This window comes from Phormidium tenue FACHB-1052 (genome assembly GCF_014696675.1).
Lineage (GTDB): Bacteria > Cyanobacteriota > Cyanobacteriia > Phormidesmidales > Phormidesmidaceae > Nodosilinea > Nodosilinea tenuis_A.
Genome location: NZ_JACJQN010000002.1, coordinates 335,540 through 362,067, shown reverse-complemented (window position 1 = coordinate 362,067; position 26,528 = coordinate 335,540). Strand labels below are relative to the sequence as shown.

Annotated in this window: 24 protein-coding genes and 1 pseudogene; 16 read left to right on the top strand and 9 right to left on the bottom strand. The window is 59.4% G+C overall.

What is annotated here, in order from left to right:
- Positions 1–16 precede the first annotated feature (16 nt).
- From H6G07_RS05540 to H6G07_RS05525, 4 genes are all read left to right on the top strand, one after another.
- Positions 17–769: a hypothetical protein gene (locus H6G07_RS05540; protein WP_139296924.1), complete on the top strand. Its 753-nt coding sequence runs from the start codon at positions 17–19 to the stop codon at positions 767–769.
- A 46-nt stretch (positions 770–815) separates the two neighbouring features.
- Positions 816–1,670, top strand: coding sequence for a formyltetrahydrofolate deformylase (purU, locus tag H6G07_RS05535; RefSeq protein ID WP_073607172.1), 855 nt, complete (start codon positions 816–818; stop codon positions 1,668–1,670).
- Between the two features lie 86 nt (positions 1,671–1,756).
- Positions 1,757–1,993 carry a DUF4160 domain-containing protein gene (locus H6G07_RS05530; RefSeq protein WP_073607173.1) on the top strand — a complete coding sequence of 79 codons (237 nt, stop codon included), beginning with the start codon at positions 1,757–1,759 and terminating at the stop codon, positions 1,991–1,993.
- Positions 1,974–2,270 (top strand): DUF2442 domain-containing protein, encoded by a 297-nt coding sequence (locus H6G07_RS05525; protein ID WP_073607174.1) that lies wholly within the window; start codon positions 1,974–1,976, stop codon positions 2,268–2,270. The genes H6G07_RS05530 and H6G07_RS05525 overlap by 20 nt, the downstream gene beginning before the upstream one ends.
- A gap of 21 nt (positions 2,271–2,291) precedes the next feature.
- On the opposite strand, the gene H6G07_RS05520 is transcribed toward H6G07_RS05525, so the two are convergent.
- Positions 2,292–2,492 (bottom strand): hypothetical protein, encoded by a 201-nt coding sequence (locus H6G07_RS05520; RefSeq protein WP_073607175.1) that lies wholly within the window; start codon positions 2,490–2,492, stop codon positions 2,292–2,294.
- A gap of 10 nt (positions 2,493–2,502) precedes the next feature.
- Positions 2,503–3,696, bottom strand: a complete 1,194-nt coding sequence (dxr, locus tag H6G07_RS05515; RefSeq protein ID WP_073607176.1) for a 1-deoxy-D-xylulose-5-phosphate reductoisomerase — start codon at positions 3,694–3,696, stop codon at positions 2,503–2,505.
- Between the two features lie 233 nt (positions 3,697–3,929).
- Between dxr and H6G07_RS05510 the strand changes: the two genes are divergently transcribed.
- Positions 3,930–4,283: an ArsR/SmtB family transcription factor gene (locus H6G07_RS05510; RefSeq protein ID WP_073607177.1), complete on the top strand. Its 354-nt coding sequence runs from the start codon at positions 3,930–3,932 to the stop codon at positions 4,281–4,283.
- Here H6G07_RS05510 and mrdA read toward each other — a convergent pair.
- Positions 4,280–6,073 (bottom strand): penicillin-binding protein 2, encoded by a 1,794-nt coding sequence (gene mrdA / locus H6G07_RS05505; RefSeq protein WP_073607178.1) that lies wholly within the window; start codon positions 6,071–6,073, stop codon positions 4,280–4,282. The genes H6G07_RS05510 and mrdA overlap by 4 nt on opposite strands.
- 136 nt (positions 6,074–6,209) lie before the next feature.
- Here mrdA and H6G07_RS05500 point away from each other — a divergent pair, with 136 nt between their 5' ends.
- Positions 6,210–7,502, top strand: a complete 1,293-nt coding sequence (locus H6G07_RS05500; protein ID WP_073607179.1) for a TAXI family TRAP transporter solute-binding subunit — start codon at positions 6,210–6,212, stop codon at positions 7,500–7,502.
- Positions 7,503–7,557: 55 nt separating this feature from the next.
- Here the strand turns inward: H6G07_RS05500 and H6G07_RS05495 are convergent, their stop codons facing one another.
- The 3 genes from H6G07_RS05495 to H6G07_RS05485 form a co-directional block, all read right to left on the bottom strand.
- Complete coding sequence (locus tag H6G07_RS05495) at positions 7,558–9,780, bottom strand: hypothetical protein (protein ID WP_073607180.1); 2,223 nt, start codon at positions 9,778–9,780, stop codon at positions 7,558–7,560.
- 199 nt (positions 9,781–9,979) lie between these two features.
- Positions 9,980–10,195 carry a DUF2839 domain-containing protein gene (locus tag H6G07_RS05490; protein ID WP_073607181.1) on the bottom strand — a complete coding sequence of 72 codons (216 nt, stop codon included), beginning with the start codon at positions 10,193–10,195 and terminating at the stop codon, positions 9,980–9,982.
- An 86-nt stretch (positions 10,196–10,281) separates the two neighbouring features.
- On the bottom strand, positions 10,282–11,814 hold the full coding sequence (locus tag H6G07_RS05485) for an ATP-dependent DNA helicase (protein ID WP_073607182.1): 1,533 nt from the start codon (positions 11,812–11,814) through the stop codon (positions 10,282–10,284).
- A 179-nt stretch (positions 11,815–11,993) separates the two neighbouring features.
- Here H6G07_RS05485 and H6G07_RS05480 point away from each other — a divergent pair, with 179 nt between their 5' ends.
- The 4 genes and pseudogenes from H6G07_RS05480 to H6G07_RS27010 all read left to right on the top strand — a co-directional run bounded on the left by H6G07_RS05480 (position 11,994) and on the right by H6G07_RS27010 (position 13,501).
- Positions 11,994–12,836, top strand: a complete 843-nt coding sequence (locus H6G07_RS05480) for a prephenate/arogenate dehydrogenase (RefSeq protein ID WP_073607183.1) — start codon at positions 11,994–11,996, stop codon at positions 12,834–12,836.
- A 107-nt stretch (positions 12,837–12,943) separates the two neighbouring features.
- A complete protein-coding gene (locus H6G07_RS26615; RefSeq protein WP_277882047.1) occupies positions 12,944–13,078 on the top strand; it encodes a hypothetical protein in 135 nt (44 codons plus the stop codon).
- Between the two features lie 12 nt (positions 13,079–13,090).
- Positions 13,091–13,252, top strand: a pseudogene (locus tag H6G07_RS27015) (DUF4258 domain-containing protein); the annotation flags it as partial.
- A 3-nt stretch (positions 13,253–13,255) separates the two neighbouring features.
- A complete protein-coding gene (locus H6G07_RS27010) occupies positions 13,256–13,501 on the top strand; it encodes a type II toxin-antitoxin system MqsA family antitoxin (RefSeq protein WP_073607184.1) in 246 nt (81 codons plus the stop codon).
- Positions 13,502–13,551: 50 nt separating this feature from the next.
- Here the strand turns inward: H6G07_RS27010 and H6G07_RS05465 are convergent, their stop codons facing one another.
- Both H6G07_RS05465 and H6G07_RS05460 read right to left on the bottom strand, forming a co-directional pair.
- Complete coding sequence (locus tag H6G07_RS05465; RefSeq protein WP_073607185.1) at positions 13,552–15,363, bottom strand: ATP-binding protein; 1,812 nt, start codon at positions 15,361–15,363, stop codon at positions 13,552–13,554.
- A gap of 158 nt (positions 15,364–15,521) precedes the next feature.
- On the bottom strand, positions 15,522–15,755 hold the full coding sequence (locus tag H6G07_RS05460; RefSeq protein ID WP_073607186.1) for a hypothetical protein: 234 nt from the start codon (positions 15,753–15,755) through the stop codon (positions 15,522–15,524).
- Positions 15,756–16,008: 253 nt separating this feature from the next.
- Here H6G07_RS05460 and lepA point away from each other — a divergent pair, with 253 nt between their 5' ends.
- The 3 genes from lepA to H6G07_RS05445 all read left to right on the top strand — a co-directional run bounded on the left by lepA (position 16,009) and on the right by H6G07_RS05445 (position 19,175).
- Complete coding sequence (gene lepA / locus H6G07_RS05455) at positions 16,009–17,814, top strand: translation elongation factor 4 (RefSeq protein WP_073607187.1); 1,806 nt, start codon at positions 16,009–16,011, stop codon at positions 17,812–17,814.
- Between the two features lie 65 nt (positions 17,815–17,879).
- Positions 17,880–18,821: a glycosyltransferase family 2 protein gene (locus tag H6G07_RS05450; RefSeq protein WP_073607188.1), complete on the top strand. Its 942-nt coding sequence runs from the start codon at positions 17,880–17,882 to the stop codon at positions 18,819–18,821.
- A 42-nt stretch (positions 18,822–18,863) separates the two neighbouring features.
- Entirely contained in the window at positions 18,864–19,175 is a 312-nt protein-coding gene (locus H6G07_RS05445; protein WP_073607189.1) for a ssr2422 family thylakoid membrane protein, read from the top strand.
- A gap of 28 nt (positions 19,176–19,203) precedes the next feature.
- Here the strand turns inward: H6G07_RS05445 and H6G07_RS05440 are convergent, their stop codons facing one another.
- The gene (locus tag H6G07_RS05440; protein ID WP_073607190.1) at positions 19,204–22,383 is read right to left on the bottom strand and encodes an alpha-mannosidase; all 3,180 of its coding nucleotides are present in this window, start codon (positions 22,381–22,383) and stop codon (positions 19,204–19,206) included.
- 44 nt (positions 22,384–22,427) lie between these two features.
- Between H6G07_RS05440 and H6G07_RS05435 the strand changes: the two genes are divergently transcribed.
- From H6G07_RS05435 to H6G07_RS05425, 3 genes are all read left to right on the top strand, one after another.
- Complete coding sequence (locus H6G07_RS05435; protein ID WP_073607191.1) at positions 22,428–23,738, top strand: hypothetical protein; 1,311 nt, start codon at positions 22,428–22,430, stop codon at positions 23,736–23,738.
- A 148-nt stretch (positions 23,739–23,886) separates the two neighbouring features.
- Positions 23,887–24,003 carry a photosystem II reaction center protein I gene (locus H6G07_RS05430; protein ID WP_073607192.1) on the top strand — a complete coding sequence of 39 codons (117 nt, stop codon included), beginning with the start codon at positions 23,887–23,889 and terminating at the stop codon, positions 24,001–24,003.
- 242 nt (positions 24,004–24,245) lie between these two features.
- Positions 24,246–26,525 (top strand): DUF3769 domain-containing protein, encoded by a 2,280-nt coding sequence (locus tag H6G07_RS05425; RefSeq protein ID WP_084172885.1) that lies wholly within the window; start codon positions 24,246–24,248, stop codon positions 26,523–26,525.
- The last annotated feature ends 3 nt before the right edge of the window (positions 26,526–26,528 follow it).

Below are 26,528 nucleotides of genomic sequence, written 5' to 3'. Positions count from 1 at the left end.
GTTTTGGTGAGCGGGTATGAAGCTTAAGCGCAGTACGGTAATGCTGGTCGGGGTGGCTTTTTTGCTGGGGGCCGGGGTGCTGATTGCTGAGTCGCAGCGATCGCAATCCCCCGAATCAGCTACCGAAACCGAGTCCACCGCGCCTATCTTCACCTTTGAAGAAGCCGATGTCGCCACCCTCACCGTCGATCGCGGCAACGAAACTCTGGTCTTTACACAGGGCGACGACGAAACCTGGCAAATGACAGCGCCGGACAAAGCCTTGGCTGAACCGGGGGCGATCGCCTTCCTTCTCAGCCGCCTCAACACCGACTCGCCCCTACAAACTGTCACCATGGGGGCCGATCAGGCTACCGACTTTGGCTTCAACGCTCCCCTCGGCATCGTCACCGTCACCCTCAAAGACGGTACCGAGCACGAGCTGATTTTGGGTGGCCCCGACTTTAGCGGCAGCGCCAACTACGCGGTGGTTGATCCTGATCCCTGGCCCCCTGCCGGAGAGTCAGAATACTCCGTGCTCGTCGTCACCCGCGATGTGGCCAACGGCATCAATCGCCCCCTTGCCGAGTGGAAGATGCCGGTAGAAACCCCAGCCCCAGCCAATCCGGGAGCCAGTTCAACCCCAGAGAGCAGCACACCAGCGGCAGCGCCGCCCGCCCCAGCCCCCACTCCGACACCCGCTCCAGCACCTACTGTAGAGCTCCCGGCGGGTGAAGCTCAGCCTACGCCTGCGCCTACTGCCAGCCCTGCTCCTGAAGCTGCAAACTGAGTGTGTCGCGGGTGCTAGGCTAAGCCAGCAATTCTTTTTTCTCCCCATGGGCTCTCCCACCGCTATTTTGCTGTTCTCTTGCCCCGACCAAAAGGGTCTGGTGGCCAAGATTGCCAACTTTATCTACGCCAACGGCGGCAACATTCTCCACGCTGACCAGCACCGCGACCCTGAGGCGGGGTTGTTTTTATCGCGCTTAGAGTGGGAGCTAGAGGGGTTCAACCTGCCGAGGGAGATTATTGGAGCGGCGTTTGGGGCGATCGCCCAACCTCTCGGCGCTACCTGGCAACTTCACTTTTCTGACGCCGTGCCCAAGCTGTCAATCTGGGTTAGCCACCAAGACCACTGCCTGCTCGACCTGCTCTGGCGGCACAAAGCGGGCGAGTTCAAGGCCGAAATTCCGCTGATCATCAGCAACCATCCCCACCTCAAACCCGTCGCCGACCAGTTTGGCATTGCCTTCGAGCACCTGCCCATGACCAAAGACACAAAGGCTGAGCAAGAACAGCGGCAGCTAGAACTCCTCAAGAAATACAACATTGACCTGGTAGTGCTGGCCAAATACATGCAGGTGCTCAGCTCCGGCTTTCTGCATAAGTACGATCGCGTCATCAACATTCACCACTCGTTTTTGCCCGCCTTTATGGGGGCCAACCCCTATCAGCGGGCCTTTCAACGGGGGGTAAAAATTATCGGGGCCACTGCCCACTACGTCACCTCCGACCTCGATGAAGGCCCAATCATCGAGCAAGATGTGGTGCGCATCAGCCACCGCGACGACGTGAAGGAACTAATCCGCAAAGGCAAAGATGTGGAGCGCATTGTGCTGGCCCGCGCCGTGCGGCTGCACCTGCAAAACCGAACCCTAGTCTACGGCAACCGCACCGTGGTGTTTGCGTAATCGCCACAGCGTGCTGTTGACTACTCAATCTTCCCAAACTATGGTTTTGTCTAGATTTAGAAAGCCATCTCACCCAAGTATTGTCAATGCCTACCGTACTTCAGGTCGGGCCTTACAGCTTTATCTTCTTCAGTTCTGATCGAGGTGAACCCGCTCATATCCACGTTAAGCGCGATCGCCAGATCGCCAAATTTTGGCTCAGCCCAGTTACATTAGAGAAAAATCGTGGTTTCAAAGACCACCAACTCAACAAAATTGCCGAAATTGTCGAGGAAAACCAAGACATTCTTCTAGAGGCTTGGCATGACTACTTTAATCCTTGAAACTGAACCACTAGCTACCTCCGTAGTCATAGACCAGGAAAAACTGGTGGTTGAGTTGGCCGACGGTCGCAGCCTAGCAATTCCCCTAGCTTGGTACCCTCGGTTGCTGCATGGGTCTCCCAAAGAAAGAAGCGACTGGCAACTGCTGGGCGACGGCTATGCCATAGAATGGCCGCAGCTAGATGAACATATTGGTACCGAAGGCTTACTGGCTGGCAGGCGCAGTAGCGAAAGCCAGCGATCGCTAGCCCGGTGGTTAGCAGCTCGCCAAGCTTAAATTGTGCCTGGCTGGCCTGCCCTACCGATTTTGCCCGCCACTGAGCCAGGTTTGAATTTGATTCCATATGGCGTCGGGGCCGATGCCAAAGAGAAAGTAGAGCGCCAGCAGCAAAAAGGCCACCACCAGCACCGTTTGAATGGTGTTTTTAATCAGCTTAAACACCCAGCCAAACACCACGATCGCAATCACGATCGCCCCCAGTACAATCAGCAGTTCCACGGGTATCCTCCTATCCCATTGAAACGACAGTGGCTGGGGTCAACGACTCGCTGACGCTGGTGGCTTCGGCCCTGGCCCACTGGTCGGCAGCGAGAATGTCGGCCAGCACTGGCTGGGTGACATTGTGGGAGCGGTGGCGATCGCACACCCCTTCAATCACTTTCGGAATCTCCAAGAAATGGATCTTCTCGTCTAAGAATAGCGCCACCGCCTGCTCGTTGGCGGCGTTGAGCACGGCGGTCATCGTGCCGCCCGCTCGACCAGCGGCGTAGGCCAGATCCATGCAGGGATACTTGGCGTGGTCGGGCTCGCGGAAGGTGAGGTCGCCCGCTTTGACCAGGTCGAGGGGTTCCCAGTCGGTGTAGATGCGATCGGGCCAGGAGAGGGCATAGAGCAGCGGCAGGCGCATATCGGGCCAACCCAGCTGAGCCAGCACCGACGTATCTTGCAGCTCAATCAGCGAGTGAATAATGCTTTGGGGATGGATGACGATATCGATCTGGTCGTAGTCCATGCCAAACAGGTAGTGGGCCTCGATTACCTCTAAGCCCTTGTTCATCAGCGTGGCCGAATCGACCGTGATCTTGCGGCCCATCGACCAGTTGGGGTGCTTAAGGGCGTCGGCCACCGTCACCTGAGCCAGCTTTTCCACCGGCCAGTCGCGGAAGGCACCGCCCGAAGCGGTCAGCAAAATTCGCCGCAGGCCATCCCTGGGCACTCCCTGGAGGCACTGGAAAATGGCGGAGTGCTCAGAGTCAGCGGGCAGCAGTTTCACGCCGTGCTTTTCGACCAGGGGCAGCACGGCGGGGCCACCGGCAATCAGGGTTTCTTTGTTGGCTAGAGCGATGTCTTTACCGGCCTCGATCGCCGCCAGGGTGGGCAGCAGCCCGGCGCAGCCCACAATACCCGTCACTACGGCCTCAGCGTCGCCGTAGCGAGCCACTTCCACAATGCCGTCGTCGCCCGCCAGAATCTGAGGCATCGGATCCATCCCTGCCAGGGCATCGCGCAGTTCACCCAGCTTCTCAGGGTTGCAGATGGCGACGATCTCGGGCTTAAACTGGCGCACCTGCTGGGCCAGCAGATCTACGTTGTTCCCTGCGGCAATGCCCACCAGGCGAAACTGGTCGGGGTGGTGCTCCAAAATGTCGAGGGTCTGGGTACCGATAGACCCAGTTGATCCAAGCAGGGTGATGGCTTTCACAGCAATCCTCAGGGTGGGTGAACGCTATCTTTAAGAATCTCACGGCGGGGGCCATGGCCCAAGGTCTTGGCAAAATCTCGTTGCCTGAAGTTCGATTAAACCCCACGGGGATCAGGGCTAAGCAATTGACAAGATTTGATGACTGTATCGCTATGCATAACTGCAAAAATACAATAGTTGTTAAGATTACTGAGAATCGTTCGCACACACCCGAGCCTACCCCCTAAACCCCGATGGACTCTGTAGAACCGGTTTCAGTTGAAGTTGTGCAGCAGGTAGCGGAGTATTTCAGCGTCCTCAGTGAGCCGATGCGGCTACGAATTCTCAACCTGCTGCGGGAGGGTGAAAAATGCGTGCAGGAGCTAGTTGAAGCCACTCAAACCAGCCAGGCCAATGTCTCTAAGCACCTCAAGGTGATGCTCCAGGCGGGCATTCTCAGCCGCCGCACCGAGGGCACCTCCGCCTACTACAGCGTTGCCGACGAGCTGATTTTTGACCTGTGTGGCCTGGTGTGCGATCGCCTCGCCTGCCGCATTGAGGCCCAGGCCCAGCACTTTCGCAACTTCAGCCTGGCCAGCCGCAGCTAGGGCGCTGCCGCAGTCTGGTTGGCTTTGAAGTAGGCTTCTAACACCTTCAACACCATGGGGGCTGCCACCTTACCGCCGCCGCCGCCCGAGTGTTCGGCAAAGGCCACCACCACCACCTCGGGGTTTTCCATTGGGGCGTAGGCCCCAAACCAAGCGTGAGAAAGGCCGGGAGGGGCTTCGGCGGTGCCACTTTTACCTGCCAGGGGAGGCAGGTGGGGTACGTTGAGGCTCTGGCCTGTGCCGCCTGTAATCACCTGCCGCAGCCCCCGGTGCAAAATATCGATGGTTGCATCGCTCAGCTCCAAAGACTCTTTCCAGTTGCGGTGCTCTTCATTGTCTTTGAGCAGGTGGGGCTTGATGTTGTAGCCGTTATTGGCAGCCACCGCAAACATGTTGGCCACCTGTAACGGGGTAGCCTGCATGAACCCTTGGCCAATCGACATGTTGATGGCATCGCCAATCACCCAAGGGGTATCAAGGGCTTCGCGCTTCCAGGCGTCGTCGGGCACCAAGCCAGCGCTCTCTTCGGCCCCTAGCTCAATGCCAGTTTTGCGGCCAAAGCCAAAGCGGCGGGTCATTTCAATCAGGGTGGGGCCACCCAGGCGCATGGCGACCTGGTAGAAAAAGGTGTCGCTACTCCAGGCCATCGCGCCAGGAAAACTCAGGGGGCCGAAGCCCGCCCGGTTCCAATCGCCGAACTGAATGCCCCCCACCTGAATGTAGGGGTAGGTCGGCAGAACCGTGCCCGGATCGTATTTGCCCGACTCCAGGGCCGCTGCCGTGGTGACGATCTTGAACGTACTGGCCGGTGGAAACGCTTGCAGCGATCGGTTGAGGAAAGGGTGATCGGCTCCCTGGAGCTGCTGCCACTGGGCCTCGGTAATGCGGGTGGTAAAAATATTGGGGTCGTAGGTGGGCCAGCTAGCCATGGCCAGCACCGCGCCGTTGCGCGGGTCGATGGCGACGATCGCCCCCTCGCGGTTGCCCAGGGCCGCCTCTGCCGCCCGCTGGAGCTCAATGTCGATGGTGAGCTGAATGTCTTTCCCCGCAACGGCAGGTTTATCGCCCAAAATGCTGATGATGCGTCCGGCGCTATCGACCTCCACCTGCTGGCCGCCCCAAGCCCCGTGGAGCGTGCTCTCAAAGGCGGCCTCGGCTCCCATCTGCCCCACCACATCCCCCAGGCGGTAGCCCTTCTCGCGGCGGGCCTTGAGCTGCTCGTCAGTGAGTTCGCCCGTATAGCCAATCACATGGGCAGCTAGGTCGCCGTTGGGGTAGTTGCGCACCGCCTCAGCCTCCAGACGCACCCCTGGCAGCTCGTTGGTGTATTCGGCCAGGGCCGTGGCCTGGGCAGGGCTAATGCCGCGAGCGATGGTAATCGACTCAATCGATTCATAGCCCGCCTGCTCTAGACGCCTTTGAATTTCGTCGGGGGGCATGCTGAGCACCTTGGACAGGCGATTGATCACCATTGGCCATTTGTCGCGGGGCAGGGCAATGGGCCAGATTGACACGGTGTGCGACAGGCGGCTACCGGCTAAAATCTTGCCATTGCGGTCAAAAATAGTGCCTCGGGCCGGGCGCTTGGGCACCAGGCGAATGCGGTTGGTGTCGGCTAGCTGACGATTGCGATCGCCCTCCACCACCTGAAGCTGAAATAGCCGTAGCCCAAAGGCCCCTAGCAGCAGCACCGATACCATCGCCAGTAGAAACACCGCCTGGAAGCTGCGCCCAACGGTGCGTCCGCGCAGAGTATCGGATACCTGAGGTAAATTTTGGAGTAGAGCCATAGGTATGTATTTAAACCCAATCCAATTCCAGAGGTAGAGTTCCGCCGGTGGAAAAGCTATCAATCCTGAGCTGGATTTGGGTTAGCTCCCACGGCAAAATTGGCCAATCCCCATTTTATATCGGCCCAGGAGATCTATGCAGGGAAAGCTTGTCTTGCCGGTGGTGGTGCTGAGTCTAGTGGGGGTGGTGGCCTCGGCCTTTTTTTTGGTGCGCGAGCACACCCGCACCTACCGTCTGGTGCTGGCCTCAGGCGGCAGCACGGGCGAATATTACGCCTTTAGCCAGGCCTTTGCCGAGGTGGTGGCCCGCAACCACCCCACTATTGCCATTGAGGTGCTCGAAACCAATGGCTCTCTGCAAAATATGGATTTGCTTAAGACCAATGCGGCCCAGCTAGCCCTGGTGCAGAGCGATACGCCGGTGCAACCACCGGTGCGGGCGGTGGCCTTGCTCTTCCCTGAACTGTTTCATCTGCTGGCGCACACCGATGCCGATATCAACGGCGTAGCCGATCTGCGGGGCAAGCGGGTGGCCCTGATGCCCGAGGGCAGCGGCTCCTATGCCCTGTTCTGGCCGCTGGTGCAGCACTACGGGCTGGGTGCAGACACCATGACGGTTTTGCCTATGCCCGCTGACCAGGCCCACGCCGCTCTGGCCGCTGGGGAGGTGGATGCCCTGTTTCGGGTGATTACCCTGGGCAACCCCGCCGTGGGGGAACTACTGCAAACCAGCACCACTCGCCTGATTCCTATTGATCAGGCCGACGCCCTCCAGCTATCGCTGCCCTACCTTGAGGCTCAGATAATTCCTAAGGGCACCTACAACGGCGGTCGGCCTGTGCCCGCCGCCGACCTGCCGGTGGTGGCGGTGAATGCCCTGCTGGTGGCCCACGAGGCTCTGCCCCCCAAGGTGGTGAATGCCCTCACCCGCACCCTGCACCAAAATCGCAACGAGCTGGTGGCTCTATACCCACGCGCCGCCAGAATTCGTCTGGATACTTCGGGAGACTTGGGCCTGCCGCTGCACTCAGGGGCTGAAGCTTTCTACAGCCAGGGAGAGCCGGAGTTTTTGGTGGAGTATGCCGAGCCGATTGGGCTGCTGCTGTCGGTGGGGGTGCTGGCCATGTCGAGCCTGTGGCAGCTGCGATCGTGGCTGTTGGGCAAGCAAAAGAATCGGGCCGACACCTACAACCTAGAAATTCTGGCGCTGATCGATGAGGTTGACAAAGCTCAATCGCTGGAAGAACTGAATGCCCTGAGAGAAAAGCTGTTTGACATTCTCAAACGGGTGGTGAGCGATCTAGATGTCGATCGCATCACCAGCGAGTCCTTTGAGTCGTTCACCTTTCCGTGGGAGATCGCTAACAACACGCTTCGCCACCAGGAGATGGTGCTGCGCAGCAATGCTGGCGAGGCCGATCGACGGTAGAGCCATGGGTCAGCGCTGAACCCGGTCATCAATACCCGTTGATCAATATTCGGGATCAATATCCGGCGTAAAGCGCTCCCGAAACCAATACGTCGGTATTGTGACTGGCGGCAGGGGGGAATCCCATCGGCGCACGGGTCAGGAATTCGGGCTGGGGCTGGGCCGATATGACTGGGGCTATGGGCTGCGTCGCCTGGGGTTCCCCAGCGGGAGCCGCCGCCGGATCGGGCATGAGTTCGAGGGGTGGGGGGGCTGGGGCTGAGGGTGCCACCAGCGGTGGGGGCGGCATCGCTGATGGTAAAGGAGCCGGAGCGAGATCCACCGGGTTGGGTTCTGCCGCAGGAGCAGTGAGAGGCTGGGGCGATCGCGGCAGCTCTGGGGCTCCTGCCTCAGCGGGAGCCGCTGCGCCAGGGACGGTGTCAATGCGATCGGGCAGGGGGGACTGCGGCCAGCGCGAGTCGGAGGTGGCTGGTGCGGGGGCGATCGGTAGGCCCTCTTCGAGGGGCGAGGTCGTCGCCTCCTCAAGGGAGGCTTCAGCGGCAGTCGCCTCCGTGGCCGCATCCTCTTTGGCCGCTAGCGCCTCGGCCTGACGGGCGGCGGCCCGCTCAACGGCGCGCAGACGAGCCCGCTCAGCGGCGGCGATCTCTCCCTGCCAACCGGCGATCGCGGCTCTGGCTTCATCGTAGAGGGCGCGTCCGGGCTTGACGCTGCTGGCTTCGACAATGGCCTGGGACAGCTGGCCCCGCTGGGCAAGCGATCGCGCCCGGTTGAGCAAAGGCCGGTCTTCCATCACCTGGATTTCGCTCGTCCAGATATAGATCCAGCTCTGGGCCTCGCTGCGCAGGGCTCGGTGGAGGGCAATGCCGCTGGCGGTCTGAATCGCCTCCTGCAAGCTTTCAAAGGTTTTGGCGCTGGCCAGCTCGTGGGCTTTGACTAGCTGGGGGCGATCTTCTAACCGCTCGATCTCCTGTCGCCAGTGGGCCACCATCGTCTGGGCCTGCACCCGGCGGGGATGCCCCAGGGGCACCTGGGCGGCCTGGCCAATGGCCGATTTCAGCGTGTCTTTAGTGCGCACCTGGCCCATAGCCTGGGCGGTTTGCAGGCGGGCCAGCTCGCCCATGTGGCTGCGCCAGCTCACCACGCTCGACTGGGCCTGGGGATAGTAGGGGCTGTCGGCGGGTAGGCGGTTAGCCAGCAGCATAGCCTGGTAGAGCGTCACCAGCTGGTCGGGGGAGGTGCGCCAGGTGGTCAGGCTTTTTTGAGCCATCTGGCGGGCCTGGCTAATCCAAATCAGCTCTTGGGCGGCTTTGGCACGGCTGGGGTTGAGGGCGGCGCTACGGCCTAGGGCGATCGCCGCGTCGAGTTCCGAGGCATACCACTTGTCCTGACCCAGCTTGAGCAGCAGATCGCTCCAGCGATCGAGGTAGGGCTGCACCTGCTGGCGGGCGTAGGTGCTCTCATCGATCTGGCTGGCGGTGCGCAGAGCGGCGGCGAGGCGATCGCTGCCACCGGGGACAGCAGTGGCCACTGCCTCACCCAGCAATTCTTGAGCCCGACGCTCCAGGCGAATTTGGCGCGACAGAGCCTGTACCTGGGCCACCCGCCAGTGAGAATTATTCAGCTCGCCCAGGGCCAGCACTTGCTGAGACGCTGTGGCCCAATCTTTTTGCTTCAGCGCGGTTTGGGCCGTAGCCATAATCGCTTCGCCCTGTTCCCACTCGCCCTGCCAGGTCTGCATGGTCTCTTGGGCGGTGGCAAACACCGGACTCTCGACTGGAATGTGGCTGACCAGCGCCTGGGCCTGCTCCATGCTGCCGTTGCTGCGCAGCTCCTGCTCAGCGGCCTTGAGCACTACCCAAGACCACTGCTCAATTAAAGGCTGCACTTCATAGTAGAGCGGGTGTCCGGTCGTCCAGCTGCCCGCCAGGTCGAGGGCAGTCAGCACGTCGGGCAGTTCACCCGACTCAGCCGCCACTTGGGCACAAAATAGCTGGGCGCGATCGGTCGTTACCGAGGCTGGGTTGTCACAGTTGGCCGTGGGAGGCAGATTAATCAGCCAGAAAAATGCCCCTAATGCTGCGCCACTGGCGGCAAAGCAGCCCAACAAAGTAATCAGCAGCAGCCGCCAAGACTGGTTACCACTCTGGGGTACCGGCACCATCACCTCAGACAGTCCCAAGGCCGAGTCGGCCTCATCGATGATCAGACTAAAATCTTTAGCGCCCCCTTCGGCCAGGGGTTCTCCCCGCTGGGGGCCAGACTGCTGTTGACTCAGCATATACCCGTAAGCTCCCGCGCAACCACCTCCTCCACTCTACCCAGATTCAAAGGAAGACGGGAAGCGTCAGTTACGATTTCTTAGCGCTGGCGGGTGATTTGCCTCGGTTTTGTCTTCAAACCTTGAAATCAGCGTTGGACTAAGTAACGTTAGGACACAGGCAGCTGACAAAGCTAACTGAGGCGCTACCTGGCTCGCCCTAGTCTGCCAACGTCCACCAGCCCAAGCTGGGGCCAACAAACCGAAGCGTAATCCAAAAGGCGATGATCAGCACAATGGCACCCCAAGTGCCCCGGCCAGTCCACTTCATGAACTGCTGCGACTGATCTTTGGTAATTGGCAGCCAGGGTAAAATTGGCTCTGACTGACCGTACTTCTCACCTAGCTGTTCTTTGCGTCGTTTTGATTCGCCCATGGGTCTACCCTGTCACGTCCTAAACAGTTGCGATCGCTATGTTCGTTCTTTATAAAGAATAGCGAACTGGGGACGCCATAGAAGTCCTAAAGCCCCCACTGGGTGGGCAGCGATCGCGTGCAGGCCGCCGGGCTCAGCGCCTCTAAGATTTGCGCCCCATAGCTGCGGTAGTGAACGCGAGTGTCAAGCAGAGCTACGGTGCCCCCGTGCAGCCGCGAGGGGGCCACAGCCCGCTGCAACTCCGTCACCGCCGTGGGAAAGAGGTACAGCCGAAACCAGTCCTGCCGCCGCCGCTTGTGATAGGCTACCCGCCCCGCCACCATTGGGTTCTCTAAAGAAGGCAGGGGCAGGGTCGCAATAATCAGCAGCGCCGGAGGCGGCAACCGCGCCTGGTGCTGCCGCCAAAACGCCCAGCCGCTGACCAGAATGCCGTTGGCGTCAATGGCGGCATTCTCCACCTGCACCCGTGAGCCAAATTCTCCAGCTAGCATTGCTCCTAGCTGTCCCTTCAGGGGCAAATCATCCAGCAAGATGACCGTGGGGCCAGAGATCTGAGGCCGGGCGACATTCAGCAGGCGGCGAATTTCTTGGTGCAGCACCCCCTGAAACTGGGGGGTGTTAGGCAGAGGCAGGTGGGTGGGCAAGTAGAGCTGAATAGCGTCGTTTTGCCGATTGGGGGTGAACTGGAGACAGGTGAGATCGCCCAGGCCCAACCGCTGGCGAAAGTTTTCGGCTGCTTCGTCAGGGTCAAGGGCGGCACCAATTAGCACCACCGGCTGGCGGGGCCACACGGAAGTCATCGCGGTGGCGAGTTCGACCGGGGCGCAGTGCAGCGCCATCTGGCCGCGATCGCGATCGACCGAAAACCACAGCAGGTGATCGGGCGGGTTAAACCGCTGCCAGAACGTTGCCCATTGGGGCGGCATCGGCCCCTCGGTCTGGGGGGAGCTGGCGCGGTTGGCGGTCAACACCTGGTGTAGCCGCTGGAGCTGCTGGCTATCGCCTTCTTCGAGCAGGTAGCGGTGGTAGGGGTTGGCCGGGCGTTGAAAGGCGGCATGGGTCAGCGCCACGTGGGTATCTTGAATGAGGCTCTGGTGGTCGGGGTAAGCCAGGGCCAAATGAGTCCAGTCGAGGGTAATGAGGTTGGCGGTGAACTGCTGGTGCAGCCACAGTTCGAGGTTGTCGGCATCGTCAATCAGCGTGGGGGTGCCGTCGGGGAACTGGGTGCCTGACCCCAGGCGATCGCCCAGCCAGGCCTCGGGCGTGGTAATCAGCAGCCCGTCGAACCCGTCGCCCGGCCAGCGATCGCCTATCTGCACCGGCTTTCGCAGTCGCAGCTTTTCTTGCAGCCGAGGAATATCAACCATCAGCACCCGCTGGGCCGTGGGGTCGGGGGCCACCACCACCGCCGGGCCGGGCCACATCATCAGCGCGATCAGATAGCTGAGGCGATACTCGCCCTGGTAGGCCGACAGGCCACCTACCTGCATCAACGCGCTGCGCCCCAGCCGCAGCGCCCGCGCCACCAGCCTTGCCAGCGTCAGGTGGTGGGGCCAGCTTGGCTCTCCCCATTCCCGCAGCAGCGCGCGCAGTTGTTGGTGTACTTGGGCTTCTATCACGGGGGGAAACGCCGCAGCGCCACGAAAGAATTAATTGGAACGGTTGACGACTGAAGTAAGTGGAGGGTTGCCCGCTCAAGCCACAGGGGTTCATTGTCGCATAGATGACTGGTTGAGGTCTTTAGGTATCCCCCCACCGATATGCTGATAGGGTTTGCTGTGGATACGGGGTTACAGCTATGGAACGCATTGCCATCATTGGCCTGGGCCTAATCGGCGGATCGCTGGGGCTCGACTTGACTCGGTACGGTCATCCCGTCGTGGGCATTGCCCGGCGCGCAGAAACGGCTGAGCAGGCCTTGGCCATGGGAGCTGTCACCGAGGCTGGCACAGACTTGGCGCTGGTGGCGGGGGCCGATGTGGTGTTTATCTGCACCCCGATTGATGCTGTGGTGGCGACGGCGACGGCGATCGCCCCCTATCTATCTGAGGGCGCGGTGGTCACCGATGTGGCCTCGGTGAAAGGGGAACTGGTGCCCAGTCTAGAGGCGCTGTGGCCGGGCTTTGTGGGTGGGCACCCGATGGCGGGTAAGGCTGAAGCTGGGCTGGCGGTCGCAGAGGTGGGGTTGTTCCGCGATCGCCCCTACGTGCTCACTCCAACTGCGACAACGAATCCAGAGGCTTTGGAACGGGTGAGGGCGATCGCCACCTCCCTCGGCGCGAACCTCTGCCAGTGCCACCCCGACCAGCACGATCGCGCCGTCGCCTGGATCTCGCACCTGCCGGTAATGGTCAGCAGCAGCCTCATCCTTGCCTGCCAGGGGGAAGCTGATCCCGCTATTCTTGCGCTTGCTCAAACCTTAGCCAGCTCTGGCTTTCAAGACACCAGCCGCGTCGGTGGCGGCGTGCCTGAGCTGGGCACACTGATGGCCCGCCACAACCGCGCGGCACTGCTGGATGCCTTGACTAGGTACCAGCAGCAGCTAGAGCAGATGAAAGCCCTGATTAAAACAGAGAACTGGGATGCTCTGCACAGCCAGTTAACCCAGTCGCAAGCTGCACGACCTGCCTACTTAAGCTAGGTAGACCGGGTTGCCGATCGCGAGCTGTTTACGCCCGCCTGGCAAGGTCTGCGAAGAGTACGTTTGAAGCCTGAAAGCTAGCAGAGTAGCGGATGGGTAGAGGGGTGATGGCAGAATTAGATATTGAGAGCATTCAGGAGAAAATTCGCTCTGAGGAATATGTCTATACCTCCCATGCAGACATTGAGCGCAAAGCCAATGATTTGACCTTGATGCAGATAGAAGAAGCTTTATTAAATTGAGAAGTTCTAGAGCAATATCTAGATACAGGCCGTGGCGAAAGCTGCTTAATTCTCGGTTATTCCAGTAACTTTCCCATTCACGTTGTCTGCGGTTGGCGAGAGGAGCAAGTTGCCGTCATCATAGTCTACATACCAGGGCCGCCCAAATTTATTGACCCAAAAACAAGGGCTTAACGGATGCGAGATATCAAATGCAACACCTGCGGTAGGGCGGACTTCGAAGAACGCCAAATTACTTATCTATGCAGTCATCAAGGGCAATATTTAATTGTCCCCAACACCCCAGTAGAGATTTGCAGTGACTGTGGCACAGTCTATTACAGCGCTGCAGCTCTGAAGAACATCGAGCGTCAGTTTTTTGCTATTCGCAACCATACTGAAATGCCTGATCAATATCTCCAGGTACCTGTGAAATCCCTGTGAAATCTGCGAGTCACCCGTTGGTGATTCTTTCGTAAATTCAAGGATGCCACTTACTTCGCCGGATACACCGGCTCTTTGTCGATCACCACCGGCTTCTGGTAGAGCAGTGCCGTAAAGGTCACCGTCGAGCCTAGCCCTTCGCCCATGCTGATGAACTGCACCACGCCGCCCATGGCCTCGACTAGGCGCTGGGAAATCGCTAGCCCTAGGCCAGTGCCACCATACTGGCGGGTGCGATCGCCATCCACCTGACTAAAACTTTGAAACAATCGATCCTGCTTTTCTAGCGACACGCCGATGCCCGTGTCGGCCACGCTAATTTTGACCAGGCCGGGCCAGGTTTTGCCCTGGTATTCCACCTTTTGGGGCTTTACCTCGGCGCTGATGGTGACCCCGCCCTCGTGGGTGAACTTAATAGCATTGCCCACTAGATTGATTAGCACCTGGAGTAGGCGCTGGTAGTTGCCGTTGACAGTAATATCGTCGCGGGTGGCGGGCAGCAAAATGTCGAAAGCCAAGTGCTTCTCGTCAGCCTGGTGGCGCATGAAGTTTTCTAGATCGGCCAGCAGCTCCTTGAGGCTAATTGGCCCCATGTCAATCTGCATTTTGCCCGCTTCGATCTTGGCGATGTCGAGCACATCGTTGATTAGCTGTAGCAGATGGATGGCTGACTTGTGGGCCTCTTCAATGAATTCTTCTTGCTCGGCGGGGTCGTCGGCCATGCCGTCGAGCACAAGTCTGAGAAAGCCGATCATGCCGTTGAGCGGGGTGCGTAGCTCGTGGGAGGTGTTGGCTAGAAACTCGCTCTTCAAGCGCGAGGCTTCTTCGGCCTGCTGGCGCGCTTCTTCGGCCTGACGGCGGGCCTCTTGAAACTCAAGCTGCTTTTCGAGCAGGCTGGCGTTGGCCTGCTGGAGTTTGATGGCGAGGGCGTGGCTTTCGCCAAACAGGGTGGCGTGGGCGATCGCTGTCCCCACCTGATCGGCCAGGTCAGTGAGCAAATTTAGCTCAATGTCTGACCAGGGGCGATCGGGGCGATCGTGGAGCACGATAAAGCCGTTGATGGTGCTTTGGTAGCGAGTGGCCACCGCCACAATGGATGGATCGGCGGGCTGTCGCGGCGGCACCACTGCCACCGACGACTGGGCGGCAGCACTGAGGCAAGGCGTTTCGGCCAGTGACCACACCTGCCCCTGCCAACTGGGCAAATCGCCCGATCGCACATACTCGGCGGTCACCGTAGCGGTTTCGGGGGCCAGATTGGGGGCGGCGGCACAGCTGCACACTAGGCAGCGGCTCACTCCAAACAGGTCGCCCAACCCCTCCACCGTCTGCTGGCGAATGATGGCCAAATCCAGCGTCCAGCGAACGTTGCGAGTAATTTGGGTGAGCCGGGGCGAGTAGGTTTGCAGCTGGGCGCAGGCCCCGGGCAAGTTGTCCTGAACCCCAGTGGGCACGTCTAAGGCCCGCTGCCATAGCCCACCGGTCAACCCGTTTAGGTCAGTCAGGTAGCCTGTGGCGGCAATGCGAAAGAGCTGACCGTCTAGGCCGATGAGGGGTTGCAGCACCCACTGCACATTGATGCTGTGGGAACCCAACGGGCAGCGCCCCGGCAGATGCACCGGTTCGTGGCGGGTGGCTAAGCTTTCGAGCGCCTGCCCCAGAGCCTGGGGGGTGGCAAAAGAAACAATTTCGGCCAGCGATCGCCCCACCCAGTTCGCCGTTAGCGCCTCTGGCAGAGATTTTATCCCTACGGTTTGAATTGACTCCACCACCGCCGTAGGGCTGAGCACCATGATCCAGGCGGAGATAGCCTCCGCTGGGCTGGCCGCCGCCAAGGTCGGGAAAGAAGGTCGCGATCGCATAGGGGTAAGAGGCCAGAACGCTCCTATGTTAACCAACCACCCACACCGATGGCTCTAGTTGAGAGGGAATTAGAACGGTTTAGGTCGATAGGTACAGGGTTCGAAGGGTAGCCTTAGCCCCTGTACCCCTATGCCTTGAATCCTCGTTCTGCCTATATTTAGTCGTTCCACTCACCTTTGGGGGGCACCGTTGGGTTGCGGGGCAGGTGGCGCACCAGGTCGTCTTCATAGCGGCGATCGCCCCTAAGCCACTGGCGCAGGGCAACATCGATCACCTTGCTGGGGTCGGGGGAAAGGTGGGTAACCTGATCAAGCAGGTCTTTGTCAATTTGTACCGAGAGGTCGACTTTTTCCGCCGACCGTTCGCCGGAAGGAGAGGCAGAGTGTTGCATAGTGAGTGGCCTAACTGCCGGGTATGGGGTGGATTAGAATCTACCATTCAGTCTAAGCCCTGGCATGGGTGGGTTTAACACCAACGCCCACAACCCCTGCCAGATTAGGTCTAAAGACCTTGACATAACAAGCCTACCCTTCCTCACCTAACCCCCTCTCCTCACCTTCCCTAACCCCTCACTCCCCAAGCATTCGCCAAACGAGGGATTACAATATTAAAGTCTGTAAACTACTGCCGCTGGTAAGCCTTGTATGACAGAGGTTCCCGTCTCTCAGATTCGCAATTTCTCGATTATTGCCCACATCGATCACGGCAAATCGACCCTGGCCGACCGGCTGCTCCAGCGCACCGGCACCGTCAGCGATCGCGAAATGAAGGCTCAGTTCCTCGACAATATGGATCTGGAGCGCGAGCGGGGCATCACCATCAAGCTCCAGGCCGCCCGCATGAACTACAAGGCCAAGGACGGCAAAGACTACGTTCTCAACCTGATCGACACGCCCGGACACGTGGATTTTTCCTACGAGGTGTCGCGTTCTTTAATCGCCTGCGAAGGGGCGCTGCTGGTGGTCGATGCCTCCCAGGGGGTCGAGGCCCAAACCCTGGCCAACGTTTATCTAGCCCTAGAGAACAACCTCGAAATCATCCCTGTTCTCAACAAAATTGACCTACCCGGTGCCGAACCCGAGCGCATCCGGCAAGAAATTGAAGACATCATTGGCCTCGATTGCAGCGGTGCCATTCTCGCCTCCGCCAAACAAGGAATCGGCATTGACGAAATTTTAGAATCGATCGTTTACCTGGTACCGCCCCCCGCGGACACGGTCGATCAACCTTTGCGAGCGCTGATTTTCGACAGCTACTACGACAGCTACCGGGGCGTGATCGTCTACTTCCGCGTCATGGATGGCACCCTGCGCCGCAAAGATAAGGTGCGGCTGATGGCCTCAGGAAAAGAGTATGAAGTTGACGAACTGGGCGTGCTGGCCCCCACTCAAATCGAGGTGGATGAACTTCACGCCGGGGAAGTGGGATACTTCGCCGCCTCCATCAAAGCCGTGGAAGATGCCCGGGTGGGCGATACCATCACCCTGGTGCAGAATCCCGCAAAAGAAGCTTTGCCCGGCTATGCCGAAGCCAAGCCCATGGTCTTCTGCGGTCTGTTCCCCACCGTCTCTGACCAGTTTGAGGAACTGCGCGAAGCCCTCGAAAAACTTCGCCTCAGCGACGCCGCTCTGCAATACGAGCCCGAAACCTCCAGCGCTATGGGGTTTGGCTTCCGCTGTGGCTTCTTGGGCCTGCTGCACATGGAAATTGTGCAGGAGCGGCTGGAGCGCGAGTACAACCTCGATCTGATCACCACCGCGCCCTCGGTAATCTACCGAGTCACCACCATTCAGGGCGAAGTGCTTGAGATCGACAACCCCAGCACCCTGCCCGACCCTCAAGCCCGCGAAAAAATTGAAGAGCCCTACGTGCAGCTCGACATGATCACCCCCGAAGAATACGTGGGGGCCTTGATGGAGCTGTGCCAGGGTCGCCGAGGCGAATTTAAAGACATGCGATACCTGGCCCAGGGCCGCACCACCTTAATCTATGAATTGCCTCTGGCCGAAGTGGTCACCGACTTTTTTGACCAGATGAAGTCGCGCAGCAAGGGCTATGCCAGCATGGAGTACCACCTGATTGGCTACCGCGAAAACCACCTGTCACGGCTCGACATTCTGATCAATGGCGACCCGGTCGATTCATTGGCATCCATCGTTCACCGCGACAAGGCCTACTACGTGGGTAAAGCCCTGGTCGAAAAGCTCAAAGAACTAATTCCGCGTCACCAGTTCAAAATTCCCATTCAGGCGGCGATCGGCAGCCGAGTGGTGGCCAGCGAGAGCATCCCCGCCCTGCGTAAGGATGTGCTGGCCAAGTGCTACGGCGGCGACATCTCGCGTAAGAAAAAACTGCTGCAAAAGCAGGCCAAGGGTAAGAAGCGCATGAAGGCTGTCGGTACGGTTGATGTGCCCCAGGAAGCCTTTATGGCCGTGCTCAAGCTGTCCTAATTGCTGGTCAGTCGCGGTCTGCTAAGGGAACGCTAGCCCTGTAGGTTAACCTGGAGCGGGCCGCGATGAAATTTAGCTTGGTGATCACCACCTACAACCGGCTGGAGTTGCTGAAGCGGGCGATCGCCTGCGGCCTCAACCAAACTGTACCCTGCGAAGTGGTTGTTGCTGACGATGCCTCCACTGACGGCACGGAGGAGTATGTGCGCAGTCTGGGCGATCGCGTTGTCTACCACCGCAATACTCAAAACCTCAACCACGCCGCCACCGTCAACCACGGCGTCGCCGCCGCCAGCGGGGAGTGGGTCAAGTTTCTCGATGATGACGACTATCTAGCACCTGACTGCATTGAGAAAATGACGGCGGCGATCGGCCAGCATCCCGAAGCCGTCCTGTGCTCCTGCCAGGCCATCCAGGTTGACGAGCACGGTGCTGAAATTCGCCGCACCCTCGCCACCGGCCCTGGCCAAGTCTTCTACATTCCCCAAAGCGCCATTCACTACGGCATGTTGATGGATCAGGTGCCCTTTGGCACTCCGGCCCAGGTAGCGGCCCGCCGCGACGCCTTTTTACAAGCGGGCGGCTGGGATACCACCATGACCACCAACTACGACGACATCGATGCCTGGGTGAAGCTGGCTGACTTTGGCGACGCACTGTTTATCAACGAGTGCCTGGCCTACCGCACAATCTGGGCCGGAGGCTATGAGCAAAAAATGTCGCTCAGCCGCCGCATGGCGCTGAATTTGACCATTAAAGAACGCATCTATGGGCGGGTGAGTGAGGGATACCGCGATCGCATCCCCACTCTGGCCGCCATTGGCCAATACCTGCATCTGCACTGGGGCTTAGTTGCCCTACGCCAGCGCCAGGTCGCGACTGGACTCTCCCTGTTGGCCCCCGGTGCTCTGTCGCCTGAGGCGTGGCAACTGCTGGCCCAAGCCCGCAAACTGCGATCGCAGCCAGCAGCGAGTAGCCTAGTCCCCCGCACCGTTCTGGTTCCCTAAGGCGTTAGGTATGATAGAAACACCGACTCACTGGATTAGGTGATGCAGGCCAGCGAAACACCCGAAGGATTTCAGCAGCAGATCTTGTCAGAGCTGCGGCAAATCAACCAGCGACTCGACCGGGTAGAGACCGACATCAGCAACGTGAAGACTGATATCGGCAGAGTAGAAACCGATGTTGAGAAGCTCAACTTCAAATTTGACACTTACCAAAACGCCTCTGACCAGGTCACGCGGCTGGCAACAACCATTGTGATTGCAGCCGCCTCGGTGGTAATTTTGTCGCCGGTTTTGCAGGCTATTACCCCCGCGATCAGTGCTCTGGTGACTGGGATAGCTCCTGGCAATGGCTAAGGAGCAACCTGCAAAACTTTTGGGTTGTTTATAGAGCTGAGCTAATCGACACCGCCAGACTGACAATCTGCCAGGGATCTACCTTGTGCCATCCCTTCGCTTCACAGGGTTCTTCTAGCAAATTTACTCGCCCCGTCACCTCCATGGGGATAGATCCTTGAAGCTTCAGGGATGTTTCTAGACCATTACTTTCGTAGCCGCGCAGAATGTAGTGATCTGCCGATCCTTCTGCCTGCTTGAAGGCTGAAAGCACAAACCCAGTGTCTCCTAAATCGAGGAAGCTGTTGCAGGACTGAGCCTCTTCAGATATGGCAGGGCATGACACCACCCAGGGCTGAATGGGCAGGTTGAAGTTGCGAGCGGCCTGCACGGTCTTGGCCTGCTGCCAGCTATGAGCGTGGGGATAAATAGCGTAGCTGAAGGTCTGAATGCCACGATCGCACCCCGGATCTGGCCAAATAGGAGCCTTGAGCAGCGTCAGCCGCAGCTGATTGGGCGTGGCATCGAACCCGTGCTTGTAGTCGGTCAGAATGCTCACACCGCGTTCCCCATCGCTGATGTCGGCCCAGCGCAGGGCGGCCACTTCCCACTTGGCTTGCTCTTGGGGAGTAGTGGGTGTGGTGGAGCGGGCGATCGCCCCAAAGGGAATTTCATAGGTCGCCTCAGCTGCCGACACCGTCAGCGGAAACGCCGCCTTCAGCACCACCTGAGTTTCCTGCCAATCGACCTCGGTGTGAACCGCGAGCACGGGTGAATTTACCTCTAAGCGGTAGTCTTGGACGATGGTGGACTGATTGAAGCTATGAACTACCCGGAGAGTCTGCCGCACGGGGCCATACTCAATCCAGCTAATACTCTTGAGCACAAACGCATCTAGGGGATGGTCTTGGTAGTCGGGGGCAATGTTCCACGCGTCCCAATACTGGCCCTCGTCTTTGAAGGCCTGGAGCTGGTTTCCACGGCCTTGGAAGGTTTCGGTGCCGGTGGCTTTGTGGATCAGGCTAGCGATGCCGCCCGTGGCTGGGTCGATGGTGGCTTGCAGATGGGCATTCTCTAAAATCCACTCAGCGGGGGCTGCACTGGGTGGGGCCGTCTCAGCAGGAATCAGCCAGATCAGGCGATAGCCCACAGAGGGAATAGCGGGAACGTAGACCAAGAGCGCGGGAGAGCCAGTTTGTTCAGGCTGGGTAAGTAGCGTTTGGCCCTCAACATTCTGCGCTTGCCAGGAAGTTTGAGCCAGGGTAGGGGACAGCGCGATCGCCACCACTTCGCTGCGCTCCCAATTCAGCGGGTTAAACAGCATCACGGGCACAGCCTTGGGATGGGGAGGCGAGGGTAGGGGACAGCGCTCGGCGAGAGCCTGGAGAGAGGTTTGCAGAATGCGATCGCCCATCTCCAACGCCGCCTGCCATTCCTCGTTCGCCTGCTCAAACACCTCGGGGATCGACGACCCCGGCAAAATATCGTGGAACTGGTTAAAGAGAACGTGCTTCCAAGCAGCTTCTAGCTCGACAGCGGGATAGGGCTGAAGCTCATAGATCGCGGCGATAGAGGCGAACAGCTCGGCCTGAAACAGCAGGTCTTCGCAGCGGCGGTTGTACTGCTTTTGATCGCCGTGGGTGGTGTAGCAGCCCCGGTGGAGTTCGAGGTAGAGTTCGTTATGCCAGGTGGGAAGTGAAGGGGTGGGGGAGTGGGGGAGTGAGGGGGTAAGAGAGTTTTGAATTTTGAATTTTGAATTTTGAATTGAAGACACCGGGGTGGTGAGCCGGTCGAAGAGGGGAACGGCATGGCCCCAGGTGAGGGTGGGAAAGAAGGGAGAACTGGCCCAGCGCTGGGCTTTGAGCAGCATGTCGCGGGTGGGGCCGCCGCCGTGGTCACCGACGCCGGGGAGCCAGAGGGCATCCACGAACCCTGTATTGGTTTCCCATTGACAGGCATATTGAGCCATCTCGACTGGGGTGATGTCGGTGCCGATGGGAGGCAGGGTGACGCCCGTAATCTCGGTGCCATCTAGCCCCTGCCAGCTAAACAGGTCGTGGGGGAAGGGGTTGGTGTCGTTCCAGCGCAGTTTTTGAGTGGCGAAATAGCGAATGCCGCCCTGGGTGAGCAGCTGGGGCAGTTGCCAGCAGAAGCCGAAGGTGTCGGGCAGCCAGGCGATCGCACTCACCTCCCCAAATTTCTCAGCACAGTAGCGCTGGCCGTAGAGAATCTGTCGGGCGATCGCCTCTCCCCCCGGCAAATTCAGATCAGGCTCAACCCACAGCCCCGCATCGATCGCCCACCGTCCCGCTTTTACCTGTTGCTGAATGGTGGCAAATAGCTCCGGGCGGTGCTGCTCTAGCCAGGCAAACAGCGCTGGGGAAGAGTGGGTAAAGGTCAGCTCAGGAAAGTCTTGCTGCAACGCCAGCACCGAGCGAAAGGTATTTTCAGCCGCTACCCAGGTTTCAGGTACGGGCCAGAGCCAGGCTAGATCTAAATGGGCGTGGCCCAGGCAGTGGAGGGTGCGCTGCTTGAGCCAGGGAGAAAACTGCTTTAGGGCATCTCGCACGCGCAGCAGGGAGGTGTGAAAGCGATCGCCCACCCCATCCCAATCAATTTCTTCAAGAGCCTGAGTGAGAATGTCGAGCTTTGCTCCATCAAACTGAGCTAGATAAGTGGCCAACACCGCCAGTTCGTCAGCCACAAAGCCGGGTTCGGGGCAGTCGCCTGCCATAGCCTCAAACACCAGTTCGGCCTGCACCAGCGCCCCTTCGTCGTGGCCAGGGCTCAGCAGCTTCAGGGAGACATCCACCGATTCTCCCGGCAAAACGCAGTCCGTCAGCACAATCCGCGTCCAGCAGTCGAAAATATCCCCCGTTTGCACCAGTTCGCCATTGATGAACATATCGGCCTGGTCGGCCCACCAGCGCAGGGCCAGCCGTGCTGTTAGTCCTTGAAGGGGATAACCGTTGCGATCGCTGGGCCAGGTAAAGCGCTGGTGCAGCCATAGGGGCACTTTGCCCTTGGGCCAAGCGATGTGATGGCGATCGTTTAGCGGTGCTAGCGGCCAGGTTTGCCAGGCATTGCCAAGGGAAAGATCCAGATTCTCCACAACTTCGGGACAGCGGTGCCAGGTACCCCGCACATCCAGTTGACTGAGGTGACGGAGGCGATCGAGGGTGGCTAAAATCTGCGGCGGTAGTACGGGGAGAACGGTGGCAGGGGGCATGGCTCCGGTATGATCAAGGCAGTCTTCCCAGTGTAGGCAGAGTTATGGCGACTTCGTCGCGCTCGTTTCGCAGCCAGACCGTAGCCCGCTTGGTGGCGGGGTATCGGCAGGTGGCCCACAGCACCGGGCATTGGCTGCGGCAGGGGCGTACCGCAGCGGTGTGGGGTCTGCAAGTGGCCGTTTACCCCCTCTATGCAGCGGTGCAGGGGTTGAGAATGAGCGCTCGGCGGCTGCAAGCTACTCGTCCGTGGCAACCGGTTTGGGCCAGACTCACCGGAGCACTCCCGCCAGAACTGGTAGCAGCAGACACACCTATTCGCGCTTTGCTGTCGGTCATTCAACCGCCGGTAGTCCACGGTCAGATGGTTCGGCCTGGCGGACTACAGTTGGTCAACGTCCATGGGCCATGGCTCAAACAGTCGAAGGCGGGGGCAGTGCTAACCCCCGGCCAGTGGCACCTAGTGCCGCTCAATGAACCCATTCGCGGTATCGCCTCAGACTTAGCTAGTCGGCAGCTAGTACTCGTGACCGTTGACAACGGGATTTTTGCTGACCTGACCGATGACCAGCAGCAGCGACTTCAGCGGGCTTTGGTGCTCATGCTGGCAGAATATGCTCGGGTGCAGCGCCGCCGTAGTCTTCACTCTCAGTTCCAGCAGCCTGGGCTGCCTCTACCCCAAACCAACCCAGCGGTGCTGCCCCCCCTGCGCTGGCTACCCGCTGCGCTGCGCTGGCTGCAAACCAGCCCCCTGGCGGCGGCCACCAATCTGTTTGGCGAAGCCAGCCAGTCGGCAATGACCCCGGCGTTGCCGAAGTCTGGCCTTGGGCCGATCGCCCTGGGCAGACGCATCCTCGGACGCGCCATTGTGTCCCAACGCCCCCACGCCGAACCAACGGAGCTGGAAGCGATCGCGGGTCAACACCCGCCGCAGTTGAGCGGTCAGTTTGCATTTAGAACCCTGCCAGCGACGACCTCGGTTGAGCAAGCCGCTGAGTTGGCGGTAGCGGTGGCTGGGACGGTATCCTTAGCTTCTAGAGAATCTAATTTCTCTGCCCTGGGAACCCAGCAGGGACAGGATGGGGCGATTGACCAAAGGCCAGGCTCCGTCAACGCCCCGAGCCGCCAGCGTTTACCCATCGAAACTGTCACTGCTGACCGTTTGTCCGACTCAACTACACTCACGGGAACGAACCAGTATCAACTCGATTCCCCAGGCGCTCTAGACGTCAAAGTCACCCAGATCAACTACGTTGACCCGCCTTTGGTCACCGTGCTGCGGGGTTTAGACTGGGTGCTCTACGTGCTCGAAACTTGGCTACGAATGGCGTGGGCCTGGCTGCGATCGCTTTGGTAGATTGATCAGGGCCAGCAGATAGGCGAACGTTTGGCGATATGATAGACCCAGCTTAGTCCTGCACCGGGGCCGTTTCCGTCAGCGGAATGTGGCTACTGTTTGGGGCAGGTCTTGGGCCTACTCTGCTACCGGTTTGGAGACCTAACTCATGCTCACCCTCAAGATTGTGGTTTACCTCGTAGTCGCCTTCTTTGTGTCCCTGTTTGTGTTTGGCTTTTTGAGCGGCGACCCCTCCCGCAACCCCGGCCGCCAAGACATGGACTAGGTCTACCTGGGTGACAGGTTGATGTTTACCAGATGGCAAATGCCCCAGGAGTTGCTCCGGGGCTTGCCACTTAGCGTGCCCTGCGGAACCTGTACCGCCAAAAGTAGTCTGGGAATTGGCGGCCCTGCCCTGGGTTGCCCGTCTGTGCCCTAGGGCTGCTACATCAAGGTTAATAGCCTGGTGACAGCGGCCTGCTTGAGCCCGCTTGCCGGGCTTTGTTTTTGCTTTGGTGATGCCAGCCCATGCCTTTGCCGCCTATGTTGCCCGCTGTGCCCCCGCCCCCAGAATCAGCCGAAGTCGTGCTGGTCTCAGCGGTAGCGGCCTCCCATCCAGGGCTGGAGGCGGTTGCGTTGGTGGAGCCTGGCCTTTGGTCAATCGCCCCAGCCGATAGTGTCGTCGCACCCCTGACTTTAAGCGGAGTTAGCCTGCTCTCACCGCTGTTGGCGATTGATGACGACTCTGAGCCTTTGGTGCCTGAGCCCACCGAGAGCGCGCCGCTGGTGCCTGCTGACCCCGCGATCGAGGACACCGAAGACCCTGTTGAAGTTGATTCAGAACCGCCTCAGCCTGAACCTGAGCCTGAAAGTCCTCAACCCGAAAATTCTGAGCCTGAACCGCCTGAGCCTGAATCACCCGCTGCCCCCGTCGAAGATACCCCTGTCGAGACCGAACTGCCGACTGAGGGGGTAGGCTCTATATTGCTGCGGGCCGATCGCCAGGAGTTTGAGCCCGTTCGCCAGATTGTGACCGCGACCGGCGACGTGCTGGTGCAGTTTGGCACAGGGCAGCTAGCCGCCGATCGCCTCTGGGCGAACTTAGTCAATCGCCATCTGCGGGCCGAAGGCAACGTTTTCTTTAACCGCAATAATCAAATTATCGAAGGCGCAACCGCCACCTACAACCTGTTGCAGGGGGCAGGCACGATTACCGAAAGCCGGGGCGAGCTAGAGCTGCCCGCCCTAGAAGACGATTTTTCTACCGATTCGGCTGGTCTAGGGCAGGGGACTAACGTTCCCCTCGACTATCGGCTGCAAAATCAGCGCTCCATTTCTCAGGTCACCAGCCCAGGCGGAATTGCCCTGGCGACGGGCGATCCCCAGGTGCTGCTGGGGGGTGAGCAGCGCCCCATTGAGCGGGTACGGTTTGAGGCCGAGCAAATTTCCTTTGATGCCGACGGCTGGTATGGCGAGCAGGTGCGGCTAACCAACGATCCCTTCTCGCCTCCAGACTTGGAGTTTAGGGCCGATAGTGTGCGGCTCACACCTCTCAACGAGTTAGAGGACGAGCTGGTGTTTGAGCGCCCCCGGCTGGTATTTAACCAAGGCCTCTCCATTCCGCTGTTTAGGAACCGCTTTGTGCTCACCCGAGGGCAGCTGCCGCCAGAAGCCCTAAATCCGCTGCCCACGGGCATTGGCATTGATGGCCGCGATCGCGGCGGCCTGTTCGTCGAAGCCCCAGTGCCGATCAACATAGCGGGGCCTTTGAGCATTACGATCGCGCCGCAGTTTTTTGTCTCCCGCTGGCTGGGTGCCTCAAACTACAACCTTGCTGACCCGGCTAACTTTGGTTTGGCAGCCCAGGTTGAGGGCCCCCTGGGGCCGCGCACCCAGCTCCTGGGCTCGCTGAGTTTAGCAGGGTTTGACTTGGCCAACTTCAGCGAGCGGTTTCGGGCCAGCTTTCGGGCCAGACAACTGCTTGGCACCCATCGCCTCACCCTGGAGTACAGCTACCGCGATCGCCTCTTCAACGGCTCCCTCGGGTTTCAGGATGTGCAAAATACCATTGGTGCCCTGCTTGAGTCTCCTGTGGTGGCCCTGGGCAACAGCGGTATTAACCTCACCTATCAGGTCTCTGGGCAATACATTACCGCCAACACCGATCGGCCTGATCTCCTCAACCCTGGGGAAGGCATAGGCTTAACTAGCCTATTTCGGTTTCAGGGTAGCGCTGACCTCACTCGCAACTTCTTGCTGTGGCAGGGGCAACCACTACCCGCTACCCCCACCGAAGGGTTGCGCTATTCTCCCCGACCGCTGGTGCCTAACCTGGTGCTAGGGGTCGGGCTGCGGAGTGGAGCCACCTACTACACCAGCAGCGACTTACAGGAGTCGCTAGAAACCAGAGTTGTTTTGTCGGGTCAGTTGGGCCACCTGCAGCGCAACACCTTCGACTACACCCAGTTCAATATTGGCTTTAACCGCACCATTATCGGTGGCGATACATCCCCCTTTCTGTTCGATCGAACGGTTGACCAAAACGTGCTGTCGGGGGGCATCATTCAGCAGATCTACGGGCCTTTTTTAGCTGGGTTTCAAACTTCGATTAATGTTGATAGCGGGCGCACCATTGATAGCAACCTCATTTTCGAATACCGCCGCCGCGCCTACGGGCTGCTGCTAACCTACAGCCCCACCCAAGAAACCGGGTTTTTAGGATTTCGAATTAGCGGTTTTGATTGGGTGGGGCGCACCGCTCCCTTTGATGCGCCTCCAGATACCCCCAGCGATGTGGTAGTGCAGTAGCCC